18 protein-coding genes and 1 tRNA gene are annotated in these 16,626 nt (G+C 51.2%); 4 read left to right on the forward strand and 15 right to left on the reverse strand.

Going from position 1 to position 16,626, the window contains the following annotated elements; all coding sequences use genetic code 11:
• The 10 genes from RDN66_RS09245 to prmB form a co-directional block, all read right to left on the reverse strand.
• On the reverse strand, positions 1–238 hold a 238-nt coding region (locus RDN66_RS09245), incomplete at its 3' end, for an IS1-like element transposase (RefSeq protein WP_033873308.1).
• A gap of 54 nt (positions 239–292) precedes the next feature.
• Positions 293–643: a pilus assembly protein N-terminal domain-containing protein gene (locus tag RDN66_RS09250; RefSeq protein WP_308537797.1), complete on the reverse strand. Its 351-nt coding sequence runs from the start codon at positions 641–643 to the stop codon at positions 293–295.
• Positions 644–750: 107 nt separating this feature from the next.
• Positions 751–1,674 carry a hypothetical protein gene (locus RDN66_RS09255; protein ID WP_308537798.1) on the reverse strand — a complete coding sequence of 308 codons (924 nt, stop codon included), beginning with the start codon at positions 1,672–1,674 and terminating at the stop codon, positions 751–753.
• A gap of 326 nt (positions 1,675–2,000) precedes the next feature.
• Positions 2,001–2,243 carry a Flp family type IVb pilin gene (locus tag RDN66_RS09260; protein ID WP_185064400.1) on the reverse strand — a complete coding sequence of 81 codons (243 nt, stop codon included), beginning with the start codon at positions 2,241–2,243 and terminating at the stop codon, positions 2,001–2,003.
• A gap of 537 nt (positions 2,244–2,780) precedes the next feature.
• On the reverse strand, positions 2,781–3,056 hold the full coding sequence (locus RDN66_RS09265; protein ID WP_123650189.1) for a YfcL family protein: 276 nt from the start codon (positions 3,054–3,056) through the stop codon (positions 2,781–2,783).
• A gap of 27 nt (positions 3,057–3,083) precedes the next feature.
• Positions 3,084–3,629, reverse strand: coding sequence for an elongation factor P hydroxylase (locus tag RDN66_RS09270; protein ID WP_035895080.1), 546 nt, complete (start codon positions 3,627–3,629; stop codon positions 3,084–3,086).
• Positions 3,629–4,438 (reverse strand): sulfite exporter TauE/SafE family protein, encoded by an 810-nt coding sequence (locus RDN66_RS09275; RefSeq protein WP_035895081.1) that lies wholly within the window; start codon positions 4,436–4,438, stop codon positions 3,629–3,631. The genes RDN66_RS09270 and RDN66_RS09275 overlap by 1 nt, the downstream gene beginning before the upstream one ends.
• Positions 4,438–5,262 carry a penicillin-insensitive murein endopeptidase gene (gene mepA, locus RDN66_RS09280; protein ID WP_202217502.1) on the reverse strand — a complete coding sequence of 275 codons (825 nt, stop codon included), beginning with the start codon at positions 5,260–5,262 and terminating at the stop codon, positions 4,438–4,440. Before mepA ends, RDN66_RS09275 begins: the two co-directional genes overlap by 1 nt.
• Before the next feature lie 2 nt (positions 5,263–5,264).
• Positions 5,265–6,350 (reverse strand): chorismate synthase, encoded by a 1,086-nt coding sequence (gene aroC, locus RDN66_RS09285; protein ID WP_202217501.1) that lies wholly within the window; start codon positions 6,348–6,350, stop codon positions 5,265–5,267.
• A 43-nt stretch (positions 6,351–6,393) separates the two neighbouring features.
• Positions 6,394–7,326, reverse strand: a complete 933-nt coding sequence (gene prmB, locus RDN66_RS09290) for a 50S ribosomal protein L3 N(5)-glutamine methyltransferase (RefSeq protein ID WP_035895084.1) — start codon at positions 7,324–7,326, stop codon at positions 6,394–6,396.
• Between the two features lie 164 nt (positions 7,327–7,490).
• On the opposite strand from prmB, the gene smrB reads away from it, so the two are divergent.
• Positions 7,491–8,042: an endonuclease SmrB gene (gene smrB / locus RDN66_RS09295; protein ID WP_123650194.1), complete on the forward strand. Its 552-nt coding sequence runs from the start codon at positions 7,491–7,493 to the stop codon at positions 8,040–8,042.
• A gap of 84 nt (positions 8,043–8,126) precedes the next feature.
• Here smrB and sixA read toward each other — a convergent pair whose 3' ends face one another.
• The 4 genes from sixA to RDN66_RS09315 form a co-directional block, all read right to left on the reverse strand.
• Positions 8,127–8,612, reverse strand: a complete 486-nt coding sequence (sixA, locus tag RDN66_RS09300) for a phosphohistidine phosphatase SixA (protein WP_035895086.1) — start codon at positions 8,610–8,612, stop codon at positions 8,127–8,129.
• Between the two features lie 187 nt (positions 8,613–8,799).
• Complete coding sequence (fadJ, locus tag RDN66_RS09305) at positions 8,800–10,950, reverse strand: fatty acid oxidation complex subunit alpha FadJ (protein WP_308537800.1); 2,151 nt, start codon at positions 10,948–10,950, stop codon at positions 8,800–8,802.
• Positions 10,950–12,260: an acetyl-CoA C-acyltransferase FadI gene (gene fadI, locus RDN66_RS09310; RefSeq protein WP_202217499.1), complete on the reverse strand. Its 1,311-nt coding sequence runs from the start codon at positions 12,258–12,260 to the stop codon at positions 10,950–10,952. The genes fadJ and fadI overlap by 1 nt, the downstream gene beginning before the upstream one ends.
• A gap of 187 nt (positions 12,261–12,447) precedes the next feature.
• Positions 12,448–12,732 carry a YfcZ/YiiS family protein gene (locus tag RDN66_RS09315; RefSeq protein ID WP_202217498.1) on the reverse strand — a complete coding sequence of 95 codons (285 nt, stop codon included), beginning with the start codon at positions 12,730–12,732 and terminating at the stop codon, positions 12,448–12,450.
• A 372-nt stretch (positions 12,733–13,104) separates the two neighbouring features.
• On the opposite strand from RDN66_RS09315, the gene fadL reads away from it, so the two are divergent.
• Positions 13,105–14,430, forward strand: a complete 1,326-nt coding sequence (gene fadL / locus RDN66_RS09320) for a long-chain fatty acid transporter FadL (protein WP_202217497.1) — start codon at positions 13,105–13,107, stop codon at positions 14,428–14,430.
• A 63-nt stretch (positions 14,431–14,493) separates the two neighbouring features.
• Here the strand turns inward: fadL and mlaA are convergent, their stop codons facing one another.
• The gene (gene mlaA, locus RDN66_RS09325; RefSeq protein WP_202217496.1) at positions 14,494–15,249 is read right to left on the reverse strand and encodes a phospholipid-binding lipoprotein MlaA; all 756 of its coding nucleotides are present in this window, start codon (positions 15,247–15,249) and stop codon (positions 14,494–14,496) included.
• Between the two features lie 311 nt (positions 15,250–15,560).
• On the opposite strand from mlaA, the gene RDN66_RS09330 reads away from it, so the two are divergent.
• Positions 15,561–16,478 carry a formate/nitrite transporter family protein gene (locus tag RDN66_RS09330; RefSeq protein WP_202218077.1) on the forward strand — a complete coding sequence of 306 codons (918 nt, stop codon included), beginning with the start codon at positions 15,561–15,563 and terminating at the stop codon, positions 16,476–16,478.
• A 76-nt stretch (positions 16,479–16,554) separates the two neighbouring features.
• Positions 16,555–16,626: transfer RNA gene (locus RDN66_RS09335), tRNA-Arg, on the forward strand.

The following is a 16,626-nucleotide window of genomic DNA, read 5'->3' on the forward strand; positions in this document are numbered from 1 at the left end:
TCGTGTTGAGGCCAACGCCCATAATGCGGGCGGTTGCCCGGCATCCAACGCCATTCATGGCCATATCAATGATTTTCTGGTGCGTACCGGGCTGAGAGGCGGTGTAAGTGAACTGTAGTTGCCATGTTTTACGGCAGTGAGAGCAGAGATAGCGCTGATGTCCGGCGGTGCTTTTGCCGTTACGCACCACCCCGTCAGTAGCTGAGCAGGAGGGACAACTGATGGAGATGGAAGCCACGGGAGCACCTCAAAAACACCATCATACACTAAATCAGTAAGTTGGCACCATTACCTAGCGTTCAATCTGGATATTTGTACCGGGAAACTGTTTATTAACTTTATCAGTCAATGCATTCCCAAAACTATCGACAGCGATACTCATTTTGTTGAGCACCTTGCCTTTTTTACCATATACCGTTAAATCAGCGACATCCACTTTCTTTGCAAAAAGTACAATTTTTTTATTGTCAATAACTTTGTAGTCGGCAATGTCTGGGTTAGAAATGAATACCGTATCAATGGCCTGTGAAACAGAAATATTACGAGCTTGTCCCTCCTTAAGCACGACATCCTCTGCTGATGCCATTGATACCATACAAGGCAATGTCAACAATAGTATAAACTTCCTGGCTATCTTTAACATACATCAGTCCTTTTATTAAAGTATGTGTATAGAAATTTCAGTAAAAATAAAATGTAAAGACAGTTCTAGCCCCTATAGGCCGAATTGCTATTGAAATATCACTCAGCTTATTCATTTTGTACTTTCGTGCTTGCTGTACCTGGGCCTCGATATTCTCTGATGCTATTATCCCCACCGGAATATGTTTCTGTTGACAGAATATCTCGATTATCAATTGGCCACTGACCTTCATCACCAACAAGAACTGAATGTGTCAAATCATTTTCGGTAAGGTTCGCTGTTGTCGGAAAAATATATAATCTGGCTCCATCCAGCCCCTTTAATATACGAACTTCAGCTGGTGTTAGCTCAACTAATACATAACCTTCATTTTTTAACGGATTACTCTTTCCAACATTCTTCATGTTTGTTGAAGAAATGGCGAGTATTTTCTTATCTTTCATTAACAGCTTAAAGTGTCGACTATTAATATCATTATCAGTATTTATAGTTGGTGTTGTCCTTGTATCACCGCTATTACCTACCGTCGTTCTCAGATTATATGAAAGATATATATCCAGGCCGCCACCAGCATGTGCATTTGTGAAAAGGTAGCTATCGGAATTCTTAATTGAAAAACCATAGACTATGCTACCTGGCGTAGCCGACATCGTTATATACTCGTCGCTACCAGGCTCCACTAAAGCCGCCTTTGGAATGTATGCCCCTGCAGCTATATCACTATTAATCATCCAGCTATCGATTGAATCGACAATAGATAGGCTATTTTTTTCGTCACTCCCTTCAGCAATATTTAAAGTGACTAGTTTAAAATCACCTCCAGTTATACGCATGCCTTTAGTTAAATCTTTCTGCGCTACTGCAACTGTAATATTTTCAGTTGGCACTGCTGGCGCTTCAACCTGCTGGATCTGTTGTACTTGTTGTGGTTTTACAGCAGCTTTTCTTTCCATCAGAAAGTAGAACGATAAACCAAGAATGCCGATGATAACCATGGCAATATTAATTATTAGTGTGTACTTCTTGCTCATTGATACCCTCAGAGTTTATATAGATGCAACAGTTAATATTCATGAGATAAAATTGTGTAGAGCGCTTGGAAAATCACATTTTAAATACACAATGGTATCTAAGTTCACAAACCGAAAAGAATATTAGGAAAGAGAAAAACCCATACTGGATATGTATATTTTAAAACATAGCTACCGCACTAACTGAACCGATGATTCAGTCATGGAGTGTGGAGATTATAGGTAATCAGCCGGCTAATTTTTTCTTTAAATTCAGTATAATGAGAAGCAGGCGGAATAATATCCTGCCTGCTTTTCTATCAATCAGCTACCTGTAGCTTTCGATTTTAAGGTGTAGTTTTCGATTTTAAGGATTCCTGAACCTGCGATGAAACGGTTTTGAAGATGCTCGTCAACAACTGCTGTACTGTGCCATCTTTACCAAATATAACAGCCACAACAGCTGCAACGCCTGCAAGCACAATCGCATATTCAACCGCAGTTACACCCTGTTCGCTCTTTATAAAGCCGCGAACTTTTTCAACACCCATTGTCGTTTTGACATATGCCTTAATAACTAAATCATTCATTATATTAATCTCTATCCATAAATATATTAAACATCCATCCTGATGATTTATCATAAACAAACGATATGTTTTCTATTCATGCTAAATCAGCGATGACATTATGAGAGCTGGCCGTCAAAAAAATAAGAACATTTTCACGCTTTAGGATTTAATTTATATTCACACCATGTACATAAAGCGTTGAATATATATCGATATTATTCTAGGTATAAATGTAAAAATGACACATTCATTCACGCAGATTATTAGTAATGTAAATAATTTAATAAAATCATCAAATAAAATAGCAAAATCATACACCAGACCAAAAACGACATTTGGTATATTTATTCATATTGCATTCATTTTACGAATTGATATTAGTTAATGCTTGTATTGTATCCAGGACCACGCTTTATATTTAGTGGTCATTTCCAGGCATTATCAGGCAGCTGTTAGCAGATACCACCGTACAATTAGGCTAACTAACATGGCGTGTTGAGAAAATAGAGGGGGTCTGGTAAAAGTGGCATACTGATGATGCCACTGTGTAGTGCGTTACTTCTGGGCCTGGTGGTATAGGTTATCCCACATATCTTTCACCAGCGCCTGGTCACGGGGAGAGAGCTCGCCGGCGCCAATAGCCGTTTCAAGACTCTGTGTCACGTTGCGATACAGCGCATCGGCAGTGTGGACCTCACCTTCATCCAGGTCAGCCACAGCCAACGTTAAATGGCCACGCAGATAACCGCTGGCAAACAGCTCATCATCACTGGCGTGCTCCACCATGTCATCAATTAACGCCAGAATGCGTGCTTCAAACTCCGCGATCATCTTCTTTCCTCTTTCGGTAACATGGCTTTAGAGATCTTCCGGCCATGGAAATTGTTCCGCCGTTAGAGCCGGCGTATGGTAATAATTCTGTAGCGCTTCGATAAACTTAGCCGGACGCGGCGGAATACCTTCTGCAAGATAGGTCATCACCTGCGCATGTACGCGTCGTTGGAATACGATCCGGTCCGGTTCAAAGTCACCTTCCAGGTTGTCGCAGCTGACGTTAAACGGGAAACCCGCCGCCACGCAGAACAGCCAGTCGAAAGCCTGCGGCTTCACCTCAACGTCTTCAAACTGGCCCTGGGTTTTAGCGTCACGCCCATCCGGGCAGTACCAGTAACCAAAATCAACCTGCTCACGCCTGGCCTTTCCGGCGATGCACCAGTGAGAAATTTCATGCAGTGCGCTGGCAAAAAAGCCGTGTGCGAAAACGATGCGGTTATAAGGCACCTCAGCATCAGCCGGAAGATAGATGGGTTCGTCGTCGCCTTTAATCAGACGAGTATTAAACTCATCGGCAAAGCAGCCGTCAAAAATCGTCACTAACTGCTGATAATCATGTGTGTTCGTCATTAATTCATCCCTAACCAATGCAAAATTTGCTGTCCATGGCTGTCATACAGCAGCTTCGCGCTCATCACCGCGGAAACCACCACAATCATCGGGCGGATCAGCGTCTGCCCTTTGCTGAGCACTAAACGGGAACCCATCCGCGCGCCGAAAAACTGCCCGACCATCATGACGAATCCGGTTGCCCAGATAACTTTGCCGCCGATAATAAACAGCAGCAGCCCGCCCACGTTGGAAGTGGCGTTCAACACCTTGGCATGCGCGGTAGATTTAGCAAGGTTAAAGCCCATCAGCGTCACAAACGCTAACGCGTAGAACGAACCGGCGCCGGGGCCAAAAAAGCCGTCATAAAAGCCAACGCAGCCACCGGCTACCAGCGCAAACGGCAGGCCGTGCAGACGTCGTTGACGGTCCTCTTCGCCGAGTTTAGGCATCAGCAGGAAATAGAGGCCAATACCAATCACCAGCAGCGGCAGGATCTGGCGTAGGATCTCTGACTGCACGTGCTGTACCAATAGCGCGCCGGTCATCGAGCCGATAAAGGTCATCAGGATATTGAGTTTTTGATCCGCGAGATTCACTACTTTGCGGCGAACAAAATAGAGTGAGGCGGATAACGAGCCACCGCAGGCCTGTAGCTTGTTGGTCGCCAGCGCCTGTGCCGGCGGCATGCCCGCGGCCATCAGCGCCGGGACGGTGAGCAAACCACCGCCGCCCGCCAATGAATCAATAAAACCCGCCAGAATCGCGGTAAAGAAAAGGACCACCAGCATCAGTGGTTCAACCATAAATAACGCGGAGAAGCTGTCCATTAGAGTACGTGTTCGTCCAGTAGCGCCTGGCAGGAAGGCGGCAACGGAGGAGGCGTCTTCTTCACAGGTTTAGTGGTGCCAGGTTTTGGCGGTTCAAACCAGCTTTGCAGTTCTGCGCCGCAGCCATCTCCAGCCGGAGGCGGTGCCTGCTCCTCACATTCGAGGCTGTTCGCCGGGCACTTCAGGCGTACGTGCATGTGCGCACGATGCTGGAACCACGGGCGAACTTTATGCAGCCAGTCACGGTCGTTACCCGCATCGAGGCAAAGCTGCTGTTTAATCGCTGGGTTAACAAAAATGCGCGTCACTTCCGGGTCTTCGGCGGCGAGCTTAATTAGCTGACCAATTTCCTGCTTCCACAGTGTTGGAACGACACGTTTGCCATCCGCGCTGACTAAATCCAGCGCCTGGGGTTTCAGCAACTGAGCCGAACTCCAGCGCGCTTTCGGTAGCTGCAGGAAAATATCAACATCCAGTCCACTCTGGTGGCTGGCGTGTCCGCCGTTAAAGCGCCCACCAGCAGGCATCCCCATATCACCAATCAGCATCGTGCCCATACCATGCTGCTGCACCTGGCTACCCAGGCGCTGGATAAACTGCACCAGCTCCGGATGACCAAAGTAGCGGCGCTGGTCGGTACGCATCACCTGATAGGTTTCAGACTGCAACGGGAGCGCCTGCGCGCCCACGATACAGCCGTTTGCAAACGCGCCAATCGACTGGGCGCTGCCGCTGATGGGTTGAGTGATTTTCTGCCACGGCGTTGCTGCCAACGCCGTGCCGCTGACCGCCAGGGCCAGCAGCGCAATAACGGTTTTTTTCATGTTTACCAGCGTGGAATAGACGTCGTCACATCGGCATTTTGCGCGCGTTGACGCATGAAGTGATCCATCAGCACAATTGCCAGCATCGCTTCGGCAATCGGCACCGCACGGATACCCACGCAAGGGTCGTGACGACCTTTGGTGATCATCTCCACTTCTTCGCCAAAGCGGTTCAGCGTTTTGCCCGGTACGGTAATACTGGAAGTCGGCTTCAGCGCAATGTTGGCCACGATTTGCTGACCGCTGCTGATACCGCCCAGAATGCCGCCCGCGTGGTTGCTCTGGAAACCGGCTTTGGTAATTTCATCGCGGTTTTCGCTGCCGCGCAGTTTTACCACCTCAAAGCCATCGCCAATCTCCACGCCTTTCACCGCGTTGATGCTCATCAGCGCGTGGGCGATATCCGCATCCAGACGGTCGAACACCGGTTCACCGAGGCCAGCAGGAACGCCATCAGCCACCACGGTGACCTTCGCACCAATGGAATCGCCCTCTTTCTTGAGGCCGCGCATCAGTTCGTCCAGCGCCTCGATTTTGTCCGGATCCGGGCAGAAGAATGGGTTCTGCTCGACCTGATCCCAATCTTTGATCACCAGCGGAATGTCGCCCATTTGGGTCAGACAACCGCGAATAACGATACCGAACTTCGCCGCGAGGAATTTCTTGGCAATCGCCCCAGCCGCTACGCGCATCGCCGTTTCACGCGCAGAAGAACGACCGCCGCCACGATAGTCGCGCAGGCCGTATTTCTGTTCGTAGGTGTAGTCTGCGTGTCCTGGACGGAAGACGTCTTTAATCGCGCCGTAATCCTGGGAACGCTGATCGGTGTTTTCAATCAGCAGACCGATGCTGGTACCGGTGGTCACCCCTTCGAACACGCCGGAGAGGATTTTCACCTGGTCCGGTTCGCGACGTTGGGTGGTGTAACGCGATGTCCCCGGGCGGCGGCGGTCAAGGTCATGCTGCAGGTCCGCTTCGGTTAACGGGATGCCCGGAGGCACGCCGTCAACGATGCAGCCCAGCGCAATACCGTGCGACTCGCCAAAGGTCGTTACACGAAAGAGTTGTCCAATTGTATTTCCTGCCATCACGACTCCGTTATCGTTGTTCTGTTGTTGCGTGCTGGATTATTCAGTCTTTGTACTGTGCGAAGTGATCCTGTGCAGCGACCAACTGCGCTTTGGTCAGCATAAAGACGCCGTCACCGCCGTTATCAAACTCAAGCCAGGTGAACGGAACATCCGGGTATTGGTCCATCAGATGTACCATGCTGTTACCCACTTCACAAATCAGAATACCGTCATCGGTGAGGTAATCCGGCGCACAGCCGAGAATACGACGAGTCAGGTGCAGACCATCAGCACCGGAAGCCAGACCCAGCTCTGGTTCGTGGCGATATTCTGACGGCAGATCGGACATATCTTCTTCATCCACGTACGGCGGATTGGTGACGATCAGATCGTATTGCAGCTGCGGCGCATCACGGAACAGATCGGAACGGATCGGCGTGACGTTGTGGATCATGCCGTGCTCTTCAATGTTGAACTCGGTGACGGCCAATGCGTCTGGAGAGACGTCAATCGCGTCCACTTCCGCTTCCGGGAAAGCGTAGGCGCAGGCAATCGCAATACAACCGCTGCCGGTGCACATATCAAGAATATGCTCAGGGCGATGGTTAATCAGGCCCGCAAAGCGGTTGTTAATCAGCTCACCAATTGGCGAACGCGGCACCAGTACGCGGTCGTCAACGTAGAATTCGTGACCGCAGAACCAGGCTTTGTTGGTCAGGTAGGCCACCGGAATACGTTCGTTCACGCGACGAATCACGCGTTCAACGATCAGCTGTTTTTCCGTGGTAGTCAGGCGCGCGCTGCGCATATCTTCTGGAATATCCAGCGGCAGGTAGAGCGTAGGAAGTACCAGCTGCACCGCTTCATCCCATGGGTTATCGGTGCCGTGACCGTACCAGATCTCGGCCGCGCTAAAGCGGCTTACCGCCCAGCGGAGCATGTCCTGAATGGTATGCAGCTCATTGACTGCTTCATCAACAAAAATCTTATCCACATTGTCCTCCAGGGGCATGCGTCGGGGTAAATTCGGCGGCTAGTTTGCCATGAAGGCGGCGATAAATCAGCATTCTTGCGTAGGCCGCGGGGAAAAAAGCGTTTTCGCTGCAGGGAGCGGCGTGAAAAGGTAAACTAGGAGAAAAGATGAATTGAGAAGAATCAATGAAAAACAAAAACGCTTTGAGCGAGGAGGATCAGGCACTCTTCCAGCAGCTCATGACGGGCACGCGTAAAATTAAGCAGGACACTATCGTTCATCGTCCCGTACGAAAAAAAATCAGCGAAGTGCCGCCAAAGCGTCTGCTCCAGGAGCAGGCCGACAATAGCCACTATTTTTCCGATGAGTTCCAGCCGTTGCTCAACACTAACGGCCCGGTCAAATACGTACGCGAAGACGTCAGCCATTTTGAACTGAAAAAACTGCGCCGCGGTGATTATTCCCCTGAGCTGTTTCTTGACCTGCACGGGTTAACGCAGATGCAGGCCAAGCAGGAGCTGGGTGCGCTCATTGCCGCCTGCCGTCGTGAGCATGTGTTCTGCGCCTGCGTGATGCACGGGCACGGCAAACATATTCTGAAGCAGCAAACGCCGCTGTGGCTGGCTCAGCATCCGCACGTGATGGCGTTTCATCAGGCGTCAAAAGAGTACGGCGGAGATGCCGCGTTGCTGGTGCTGATTGAAGTAGAAGAGTGGCTGCCGCCAGAACTGCCCTGACAGACTCCCGGAGTCGGCATGAACGCCTCGTCCGGGCTACAGGAAAAATCGACGTCACCCGGCCATAAGCCGGGTAAAAAGCGATTAAATCGCTTTCGCCATTTTCAGATTACATGGGCTCATTTGCCAGTTCAGGACACCTTGTCCGTTTGCGTCCAGAGTGACGCTGGCAATAGCTGAAGTGGTAAACATTGGCGGAACCTCGCCCGGGCAGAGTTCTGCGACCAGGTAGCCAACCAGCGGCAGGTGGGAAATCACCAGCACCGATGAAACACCTTCATTCGCTAACGCCTGAAGATAGGCGCTAACCAGCCCGATATCGCCACACGGAGTGAGCTCAGGCAGGACATCCACCTCTTTTGGCAGGTTTACACACTCCCCCACCACTTCCAGTGTCTGTTCCGCACGCAGGTACGGACTCACCAGAACACGATCGATATCCACTTTTTGGTCTTTAAACCAGGTTGCCATCTGACGAGATTCATCACAACCGCAACCGGTAAGAGGACGAACCGAGTCACTGGCTGCATCGAGGGCAGCGTCGCCGTGACGCATAATAAAAACTTGCATATTGCACCGCTTTTGTTGACCAGAAGCACCTGCGTCACCATGACGGTGACGCGGTAGCCGGGCATTGTGCCTTATCCATTCACTGAATGAAACGCTGATTTTTACCTTACTGGCGTAAGTATAGTCAACATCCGTTTACAAAATAACCAAAAACCGCGCGTTTCATCTGGGATCACATTCTTTGACCTCAGTTCGGTAAATCTGTTTCATCACCTGGCCAAAAGGTATCGCTGCGCTCTGCCCGAAGTAAAAGTGCCTCACTTGGGGTGAATCGCGAGCCATACTGCGTAGCCAATCGTTGCAACCGGGCAACTACCTCACCCGCGCCCAGTGAATCCATATAGCGGAGCGGGCCACCGAGGAACGGTGGAAAACCAATGCCAAAGACTGCGCCGATATCGCCGTCACGTGCGCTGCGGATAATACCTTCATCCATGCAGCGTGCCGCTTCATTGAGCATCAGCATAACGCACCGTTCCGCCACCTGTTCTGCGGAGCATTGATTATGCCGAGCCGCCATTCCCGCCAGGGAATAGACCGCGCTATCAACTTGTTTCTTGCTTTTACGCCCTTTCTTCCCATAAAGATAGAAACCGCGACCATTTTTTCTGCCTTTGCGATCGTCATTCAAAATCGCCTGAATCAGACTTGCAGGCGCACTAAAACGTTCGCCGTAAGCGGTTTCAAGAATCGGCAGGATTTTTGTCCCTGTGTCTATTCCTACCTCATCGAGCAACTGAATCGGCCCGACAGGGAAACCAAATTTAACCAGCGCATTATCAATATGTTCGACGCTTTCCCCCTCCACCAGCATGCGCATGGCTTCAGCGATATAGGGAGCGAGGATGCGGTTTACATAGAATCCCGCCTTATCTGCCACCACAATCGGCGTTTTCCCTTGTTTCTTGGCAAGCTTCACCGTGGTGGCAATGGTCTGCTCAGAGGTTCCTGCATGGGGAATCACTTCCACTAGCGGCATTTTTTCAACCGGGCTGAAGAAGTGAAGACCGATAACCTGTTCAGGCCGCTGAGCAAAGGCAGCAATATCGCCAATCGGCAAAGATGAGGTATTCGAGGCAAAAATGGTGTGAGGTGCGCAATATTGTTCAACCTCGCCAACCATCTTCTGCTTGAGGGCTAAATCTTCAAAAACCGCTTCAATCACCAGGTCACGATGGGCAAAGCCGCGGTAATCTGTACCGCCGGAAATCAGCGCCAACTGGGCGTCGCGCTCCGCCGCTTTCATATGACGGCGACGCACTTTTTGTTCAAGCTGATCCCAGCTGTATTTCAGCGCATGGTTAATACCATTGGCATTAATATCTTTAATACGTACCGGCAGTTTGCCTTTTATCGCCGTGACGTAGGCAATCCCTCCGCCCATGAGCCCACCGCCCAGCACGCCCACAGAACGTAATGGGCCAGGCGCTACGGTAGCGCCGGGATCTTTTTTGATATTGGTGCTGGCAAAGAAAATATTACGCAGCGCTTTTGATTGCGGCGTCATGGCCAACTCGCCGAAGGCGCGTGCTTCAGCCTCATAACCGCTGCTAAGACCTTGCGCCAGGCCGGTTTCAACAACCTTTAAGATTTTATCCGTTGCTGGGTAGTTACCTTGCGTTTTTTGCGCGGTCTTTTTAGCGGCCATGCTAAACAGTAAATTGCGCCCCAGCGGCCCCGCCAGAATACGTTCGCGAACCGGCAAGCGGCGATGGTCATGGCGCGGCTTGCGCACGTGCTCCGCAGCAGCCTCAAGCAAGATTGAGTGCGGAACCACTTCATCCACCAGCCCCGCTTTCAGTGCCTGACGGGCGCGAAGCTGCTTACCGGTGAGGATCATATCCAGCGCCGTACTCACGCCAATTAAACGCGGTAAGCGCTGGGTGCCGCCAGACCCCGGTAACAGGCCGAGCTGCACTTCCGGTAGCCCCAGCACTGTCCGCCCATCATCCGAACAGATACGCGCATGACAGGCCAGCGCCAGCTCCAGCCCGCCGCCCAGACAGGCGCCATGAATCGCCACCACCACGGGGATGGTAAGGCTCTGAATTTCAGCCATTACCTGCTGCCCCTGACGCGCGAGGGACTCCGCTTCCTGAGCGCTCTGACAGCGGCCAATCATGTTGATATCAGCCCCGGCAATAAAGTTATCCGTTTTTGCGGAAATCAGTACTACCCCCAGTAAGGCTCTGTTTTCTCTGATTTGCTTAAGGATAGCGCGTACCTGACCGCCAAACTCGGCCTTCAGGGTATTCATCTTTTCATCGGGTACGTCGATGGTCACTACCGCCACGTTGTCCGGGCGCACGATGAGCGTAAATGCGGATTTAATTTCCATTATTCTGCCTCCAGGACCATTGCCGCACCGAGCCCACCCGCCGCACAGGCGGTCACCAGCCCAAAACCGCCACCGCGACGACGCAGTTCATTCAGCGTTTGGGTGATCATGCGTGCGCCCGTCGCCGCAAACGGGTGACCGTAAGCGATTGAGCCGCCCAGAACGTTGAATTTGCTTTCGTCAACCTCGCCGGTAGCGTGGCTGCGCCCGAGCACTTCGCGCGCAAATTTTTCACTCGCCAGGCACTGAATGTTGGCCAGCGTTTGCGCCGCGAAGGCTTCATGCATGTCGATAAGCGTAAGGTCAGCGAAGGTCAATCCTGCGCGATCCAGCGCCAGCGGCGTTGACCATGCCGGGCCAAGCAGCATGTCCTGCCAGACATCAATGGCAGTAAACGCGTAGCTGCGCAGATAACCCAACGGCACCAGCCCCAGCTCTTTAGCGCGGGATTCCGTCATCAGGATAACTGCCGCAGCGCCGTCGGTTAACGGCGTACTGTTCGCCGCGGTTACCGTTCCGTGCTGGCGGTCAAATGCTGGACGCAGTTTGGCGTAATCGGCAAGCGTAGAGTTTGCGCGAATATTATTGTCCTGCTCTAGCGGATTACGGTACGGCGGCGAGTAGGCCGTCATGACCTCATCGTTCAGCTTCCCTTCCGCCCAGGCCTGGGATGCCAGTTGATGCGAACGGTTCGCCAGCGCATCCTGCTGCTCACGCGTGATGCCATAGGTTTTTGCCATCTGTTCCGCGGTATCGCCCATCCGCAGCCCGGTGGAATACTCCGCGACTGCAGGAGGTACCGGCATCAGGTCACGCAGACGCAGCCGAGAGAAAAGTTTGAGTTTTTGTCCCAGGGTGCGGGCTTTATTCGCATCTACCAGCGTACGCGCAAGCTTTTTACTCACGCCAATGGGAAGAACCGAGGAAGAGTCAGCACCGCCCGCAATCCCGGCGCGAATCGTCCCCGCCATCAGGCTTTCTGCAACGTTCGCCACCGCCTGAAAGCTGGTCGCGCAGGCACGGCTGACGCTGTAGGCATCGGTATGCACGTTCATGCCGGTGCCCAACACGATTTCACGGGCGATATTGGGTGCAGCAGGCATCTGTACCACCTGACCAAATACCAGCTGTTCGATAACTTCAGGGGAGATTTCGCTACGGGCCAGCATTTCACCCACGACCATTTTACCTAGGTCGACGGCCGGCACGCCGTGAAACGCGGTCGCCTGTCGGGCAAACGGGGTACGTAATCCACTGACTATAGCAATGCGATCGCCCTGACGGGTGATAAGCGGTAACGCCTGACTCATAACTCTCCCCTGTTAACGAAATAAATCTAAGTGGTCTGACCTGATAACAGTTTTAACTAATTTATTACACTTAGCCAATCGGGGAGAGAAAAAATTGAGAGCTAAAACACATTGAGAACAAAAGAAAACGCCCCTAGTTACGCAGGTAACAGGGGCGTTATTTAAAGCCGTTGTGCGAAAGGCGCGATTAACGCAGGCCCAGCTGGAAAATCAGCGTTTCGGCTTCACAGGCGAAGACAAAATCAATATCCAGCTGCACACCGCCCTCAACGTCTCTGAAATCAGCGGTGATTTTGCACGGTTCGGATTCTACGCTACGCGCTCTTTCTGACAGCGCCGCCAGCGTCTCTTCAGCTTCAGCACGGTTTGCGAACACGCGGCTGTAAGAGGCTGTGCAGTCGGAGTTGTCCATAATGGTACCCACATCCATGCAGCAGCAAACTGGGGTTTCATCAGCACTACATTTGCTCATTGTAGATTTCCTCTGTTTTGTGCACTCAAGGTGCCAGATAAACGATGAGCCTATTTTACGTCCGCCCGCTTTACGCCTCCAGTTGATAATAAGATCTAAACCCTTAAGTGACCGAAATCACAATTAAAAATGATCTAAAACAAATTTGGTGTTTCACACCCTATGACCGCCCCCGCATTTTTGCCAACCAGATCTCGTTTTAAACAACATCTTTGAAAAACTTAATAAACAATATTGCAACATACCATCTGGTCAGACCTATACTCTCGTCACTGGTCTGATTTCTCTGTTGTAGTCCAGCCCCTACACTTCGCGCTTCTGTTACTACATGTAACATTGTTTGTATAAAAATAACTCAATGAGGTTATGGTCATGAGCCAGAAAACCCGTTATACGAAGTCTGCTCTTGCTGTCGCAGTGGCACTTGTTTCAACCCAAGCCTGGTCAGCAGGCTTCCAGCTTAATGAATTCTCAGCCTCTGGTCTGGGCCGTGCCTATTCCGGCGAAGGTGCTATCGCAGATGATGCGGGTAATGCTAGCCGTAACCCGGCGCTGATTATGATGTTCGACCGCCCGACGTTTTCTGCCGGTGCGGTGTTTATCGATCCTGATGTGAACATTTCAGGCACTTCGCCAAAAACCAAAAAAAGCACCGATGCGGATAATATTGCGCCAACGGCATGGGTTCCTAACATGCACTTCGTTATGCCTATTAACGAACAGTTTGGTTGGGGTGCTTCTGTAACCTCCAACTATGGCCTGGCTACGGAGTTTAATGATAACTACGCAGCGGGTCCGTTTGGCGGTACTACCGATCTGCAAACGATCAACCTGAATCTGAGCGGTGCTTACCGACTGAATAGCGCCTGGAGCTTCGGTCTCGGTTTTGATGCAGTGTATGCCAAAGCGAAAATCGAGCGTACGGCAGGTGATATCAGCACAGCCGTTACCGCTATCGGTGGTGCACCAACTGCAAATGCGCTGGGTGTCCCTTCAACTAGCTCCCAGATTGCTCACCTGAAGGGCGATGAATGGGGCTACGGCTGGAACGCAGGTATTTTGTATGAGCTGGATAAAAACAACCGCTGGGGTCTGACCTATCGCTCCGAAGTGAAAATCGATTTCGATGGCGACTACAGAAGCTCAATTACCTCCAGGGGAAATGTAGCATTCCCAGGCCTGGGCATTGCCGCACCATACGGCACCAACGGCGCTACCGTCCCAGGTTCTCTGACCCTGAACTTGCCTGAAATGTGGGAAATATCCGGTTATAACCGCGTTGCGCCGAAGTGGGCTATCCACTACAGCATGGCGTATACCAGTTGGAGTCAATTCCAGGAGCTGAAAGCAACCGGTTCAAACGGCCAGCAGCTCTTCTATAAAGAAGAAGGCTTTAAAGATGCGTACCGCATCGCTCTGGGTACCACCTACTATTACGATAAAAATTGGACCTTCCGTACCGGTATCGCATTTGATGATAGCCCAGTTCCGGCAGATAACCGTTCTATCTCCATTCCGGATCAGGACCGTTTCTGGATTAGCGCCGGTACCACCTACGCCTTTAACGATGATGCTTCTCTCGACTTCGGCGCATCCTATATGCACGGCCAGAACGTGACGATTGAAGAAGGCGGTTACACCTTCAAATCCGAAGGTAAAGCCTGGCTGTTCGGTACTAACTTCAACTATCGCTTCTGATAGTTAACCGACATAAAAAAAGGGTGAACATCATGTTCACCCTTTTTTATTGCCGCCGATTCGTTATTCAGAATCGATATCTTTCAGGTCACTCTGAATCGCCTGAGCGTTCGGGTTCTCTTCAGGCTTCAGCTTGCCGCCGTTGGCAATAAAATCATGCTGCTGGAAGTAGGCTTCACGTACCATAATGTACGGGTCGGAAGACTGACGCAGCAGGCCGTCAGAGTCGAGCAGTTGAGCGCGCGTTTCTACCCCTTCCACCACCCACTTACCGATAGACATCGGCCATGTCAGCCAGGAAAGAACCGGGTAGGTGGTATCGGCGAAATCACCGCCATCTTCACGCAGCGTGAAACTCCCGTAGAACGGCAATTGTACATACGGGCCATAGCCTACGCCATAATGGCCCAGCGTGCTGCCAAAACGGTGCGGCTGAACGCGCTGCAGTTTCGGGTTAGCCATACCGGCCACATCAATAAAGCCGCCCATCCCCAGAATGGTGTTGAGGAAGAAGCGAGTAAAGTGAACCATCCCCTGATACGGATCACCCTGTAAGAAGTAGTTCACCATCGTCGCTGGCTCTTCCAGGTTACTGGTGAAATTGCTCAGGCCATTACGCGCTGGTTGAGGAACGTAGTCACGCCAGGCTACTGCCACTGGACGAACGACATAAGGATCCAGCACGTTGAAGTTGAAGCTGTACATCGTGCGGTTAAAACCTTCGAAGGGGTCTGAACGCCCCTGCTGTTCAGTACCGGAACTCGCACAGCCCACCAGCAGTGTCGTCCCGAGCGCAAGCGCCGACAGGCGAAGCTTCATAAATGTCTCCCTGTTGATTATGGCTATCGCAGATTGCCATCCATGCGGCACGTTTACGTATCCGCCTGTTTAGATGTGAGCGATTGTAACAGCCCATCGGTCGATGTCTATATAGCCAAGTTTTGTTGTTTTTATCATAGCCTGGCAAAGACAAGGCTGTGGGGTGCCACGCCTGACTAAACCAATTAAATCTATGCAGTCATGCCAGTATTTCAGAATAGCGCCAACCCTGCATTGTCTGTAACCCGCTACGCTTAGGCTATACGTGCTTATTCAGGGCCACCGCGATGGACGAAATCAAAAAAGAGACCATGGTTAGCCACCATGATGACCTGGCAGTAGAAAGCGAAGAAAAACAGCAAGGGAAAAAAATAGAAGTAGATGAAGACCGGCTCCCTTCCCGCGCCATGGCGATTCATGAACATATTCGCCAGGAAGGAGAAAAGGAGATGGAACGCGATGCGATGGCATTGCTTTGGTCCGCCATCGCCGCGGGGCTATCGATGGGGGCATCGTTACTCGCAAAAGGTATTTTTCATGTTCAGCTAGACGGCGTGCCCGGCGGTTTTCTTCTTGAGAATCTTGGCTATACATTCGGTTTTATCATCGTCATTATGGCCCGCCAACAGCTCTTTACCGAAAATACCGTCACCGCCGTACTGCCCGTGATGCAAAAACCAACCCTGGGGAATGTTGGCTTACTGATGAGACTTTGGGGCGTAGTACTTCTTGGGAATATTATCGGCACGGGCATCGCAGCATGGGCATTTGAGTACATGCCTATTTTCGATGAACCGACGCGCGATGCCTTCACCAAAATCGGCATGGACGTGATGAAGAATACCCCGACAGAGATGTTTGCAAACGCCATTATATCAGGGTGGCTGATTGCGACGATGGTCTGGATGTTCCCCTCTGCGGGGGCGGCAAAAATCGTGGTCATTATCCTCATGACGTGGCTTATCGCGCTGGGTGATACCACGCATATTGTTGTCGGTTCAGTCGAAATACTCTATCTGGTATTCAGCGGCACGCTGCACTGGAGTGATTTTATCTGGCCTTTCGCCCTGCCAACCCTTGCGGGCAATATCTGCGGCGGGACCTTTATTTTCGCCCTGATGAGCCATGCACAGATTCGCAATGATATGAGCAATGCGCGTAAGGAAAAAACGCGTTTACAGGCAGAACAGAAAGAAATACAGCCAAAAGGTGAGAAGAATCATCCCTGAGTGGCGACGGTTTGAGCAGTTAAACAACGACATACTTACCCCTGGGGGCAAAAAACGCTATACTCGGCGCCACTTTGTCCCCTTAGTTAAATGGATATAACGAGCCCCTCCTAAGGGCTAGTTGCAGGTTCGATTCCTGCAGGGGACA

This window comes from uncultured Kluyvera sp. (assembly GCF_902485085.1).
GTDB classification, from domain to species: domain Bacteria; phylum Pseudomonadota; class Gammaproteobacteria; order Enterobacterales; family Enterobacteriaceae; genus Kluyvera; species Kluyvera ascorbata.

Excerpts from the sequence above, each read along its gene's own strand:
- sixA (WP_035895086.1), bottom strand. The coding sequence starts at position 8,612 with ATGCAAGTTTTTATTATGCGTCACGGCGACGCTGCCCTCGATGCAGCC.
- RDN66_RS09315 (WP_202217498.1), bottom strand. The coding sequence starts at position 12,732 with ATGAGCAAATGTAGTGCTGATGAAACCCCAGTTTGCTGCTGCATGGAT.
- aroC (WP_202217501.1), bottom strand. The coding sequence starts at position 6,350 with ATGGCAGGAAATACAATTGGACAACTCTTTCGTGTAACGACCTTTGGC.
- RDN66_RS09250 (WP_308537797.1), bottom strand. The coding sequence starts at position 643 with ATGTTAAAGATAGCCAGGAAGTTTATACTATTGTTGACATTGCCTTGT.
- fadJ (WP_308537800.1), bottom strand. The coding sequence starts at position 10,950 with ATGGAAATTAAATCCGCATTTACGCTCATCGTGCGCCCGGACAACGTG.
- fadI (WP_202217499.1), bottom strand. The coding sequence starts at position 12,260 with ATGAGTCAGGCGTTACCGCTTATCACCCGTCAGGGCGATCGCATTGCT.
- RDN66_RS09260 (WP_185064400.1), bottom strand. The coding sequence starts at position 2,243 with ATGAATGATTTAGTTATTAAGGCATATGTCAAAACGACAATGGGTGTT.
- RDN66_RS09270 (WP_035895080.1), bottom strand. The coding sequence starts at position 3,629 with ATGACGAACACACATGATTATCAGCAGTTAGTGACGATTTTTGACGGC.
- mlaA (WP_202217496.1), bottom strand. The coding sequence starts at position 15,249 with ATGAAGCTTCGCCTGTCGGCGCTTGCGCTCGGGACGACACTGCTGGTG.
- mepA (WP_202217502.1), bottom strand. The coding sequence starts at position 5,262 with ATGAAAAAAACCGTTATTGCGCTGCTGGCCCTGGCGGTCAGCGGCACG.
- RDN66_RS09265 (WP_123650189.1), bottom strand. The coding sequence starts at position 3,056 with ATGATCGCGGAGTTTGAAGCACGCATTCTGGCGTTAATTGATGACATG.
- fadL (WP_202217497.1), top strand. The coding sequence starts at position 13,105 with ATGAGCCAGAAAACCCGTTATACGAAGTCTGCTCTTGCTGTCGCAGTG.
- RDN66_RS09255 (WP_308537798.1), bottom strand. The coding sequence starts at position 1,674 with ATGAGCAAGAAGTACACACTAATAATTAATATTGCCATGGTTATCATC.
- RDN66_RS09275 (WP_035895081.1), bottom strand. The coding sequence starts at position 4,438 with ATGGACAGCTTCTCCGCGTTATTTATGGTTGAACCACTGATGCTGGTG.
- smrB (WP_123650194.1), top strand. The coding sequence starts at position 7,491 with ATGAAAAACAAAAACGCTTTGAGCGAGGAGGATCAGGCACTCTTCCAG.
- RDN66_RS09330 (WP_202218077.1), top strand. The coding sequence starts at position 15,561 with ATGGTTAGCCACCATGATGACCTGGCAGTAGAAAGCGAAGAAAAACAG.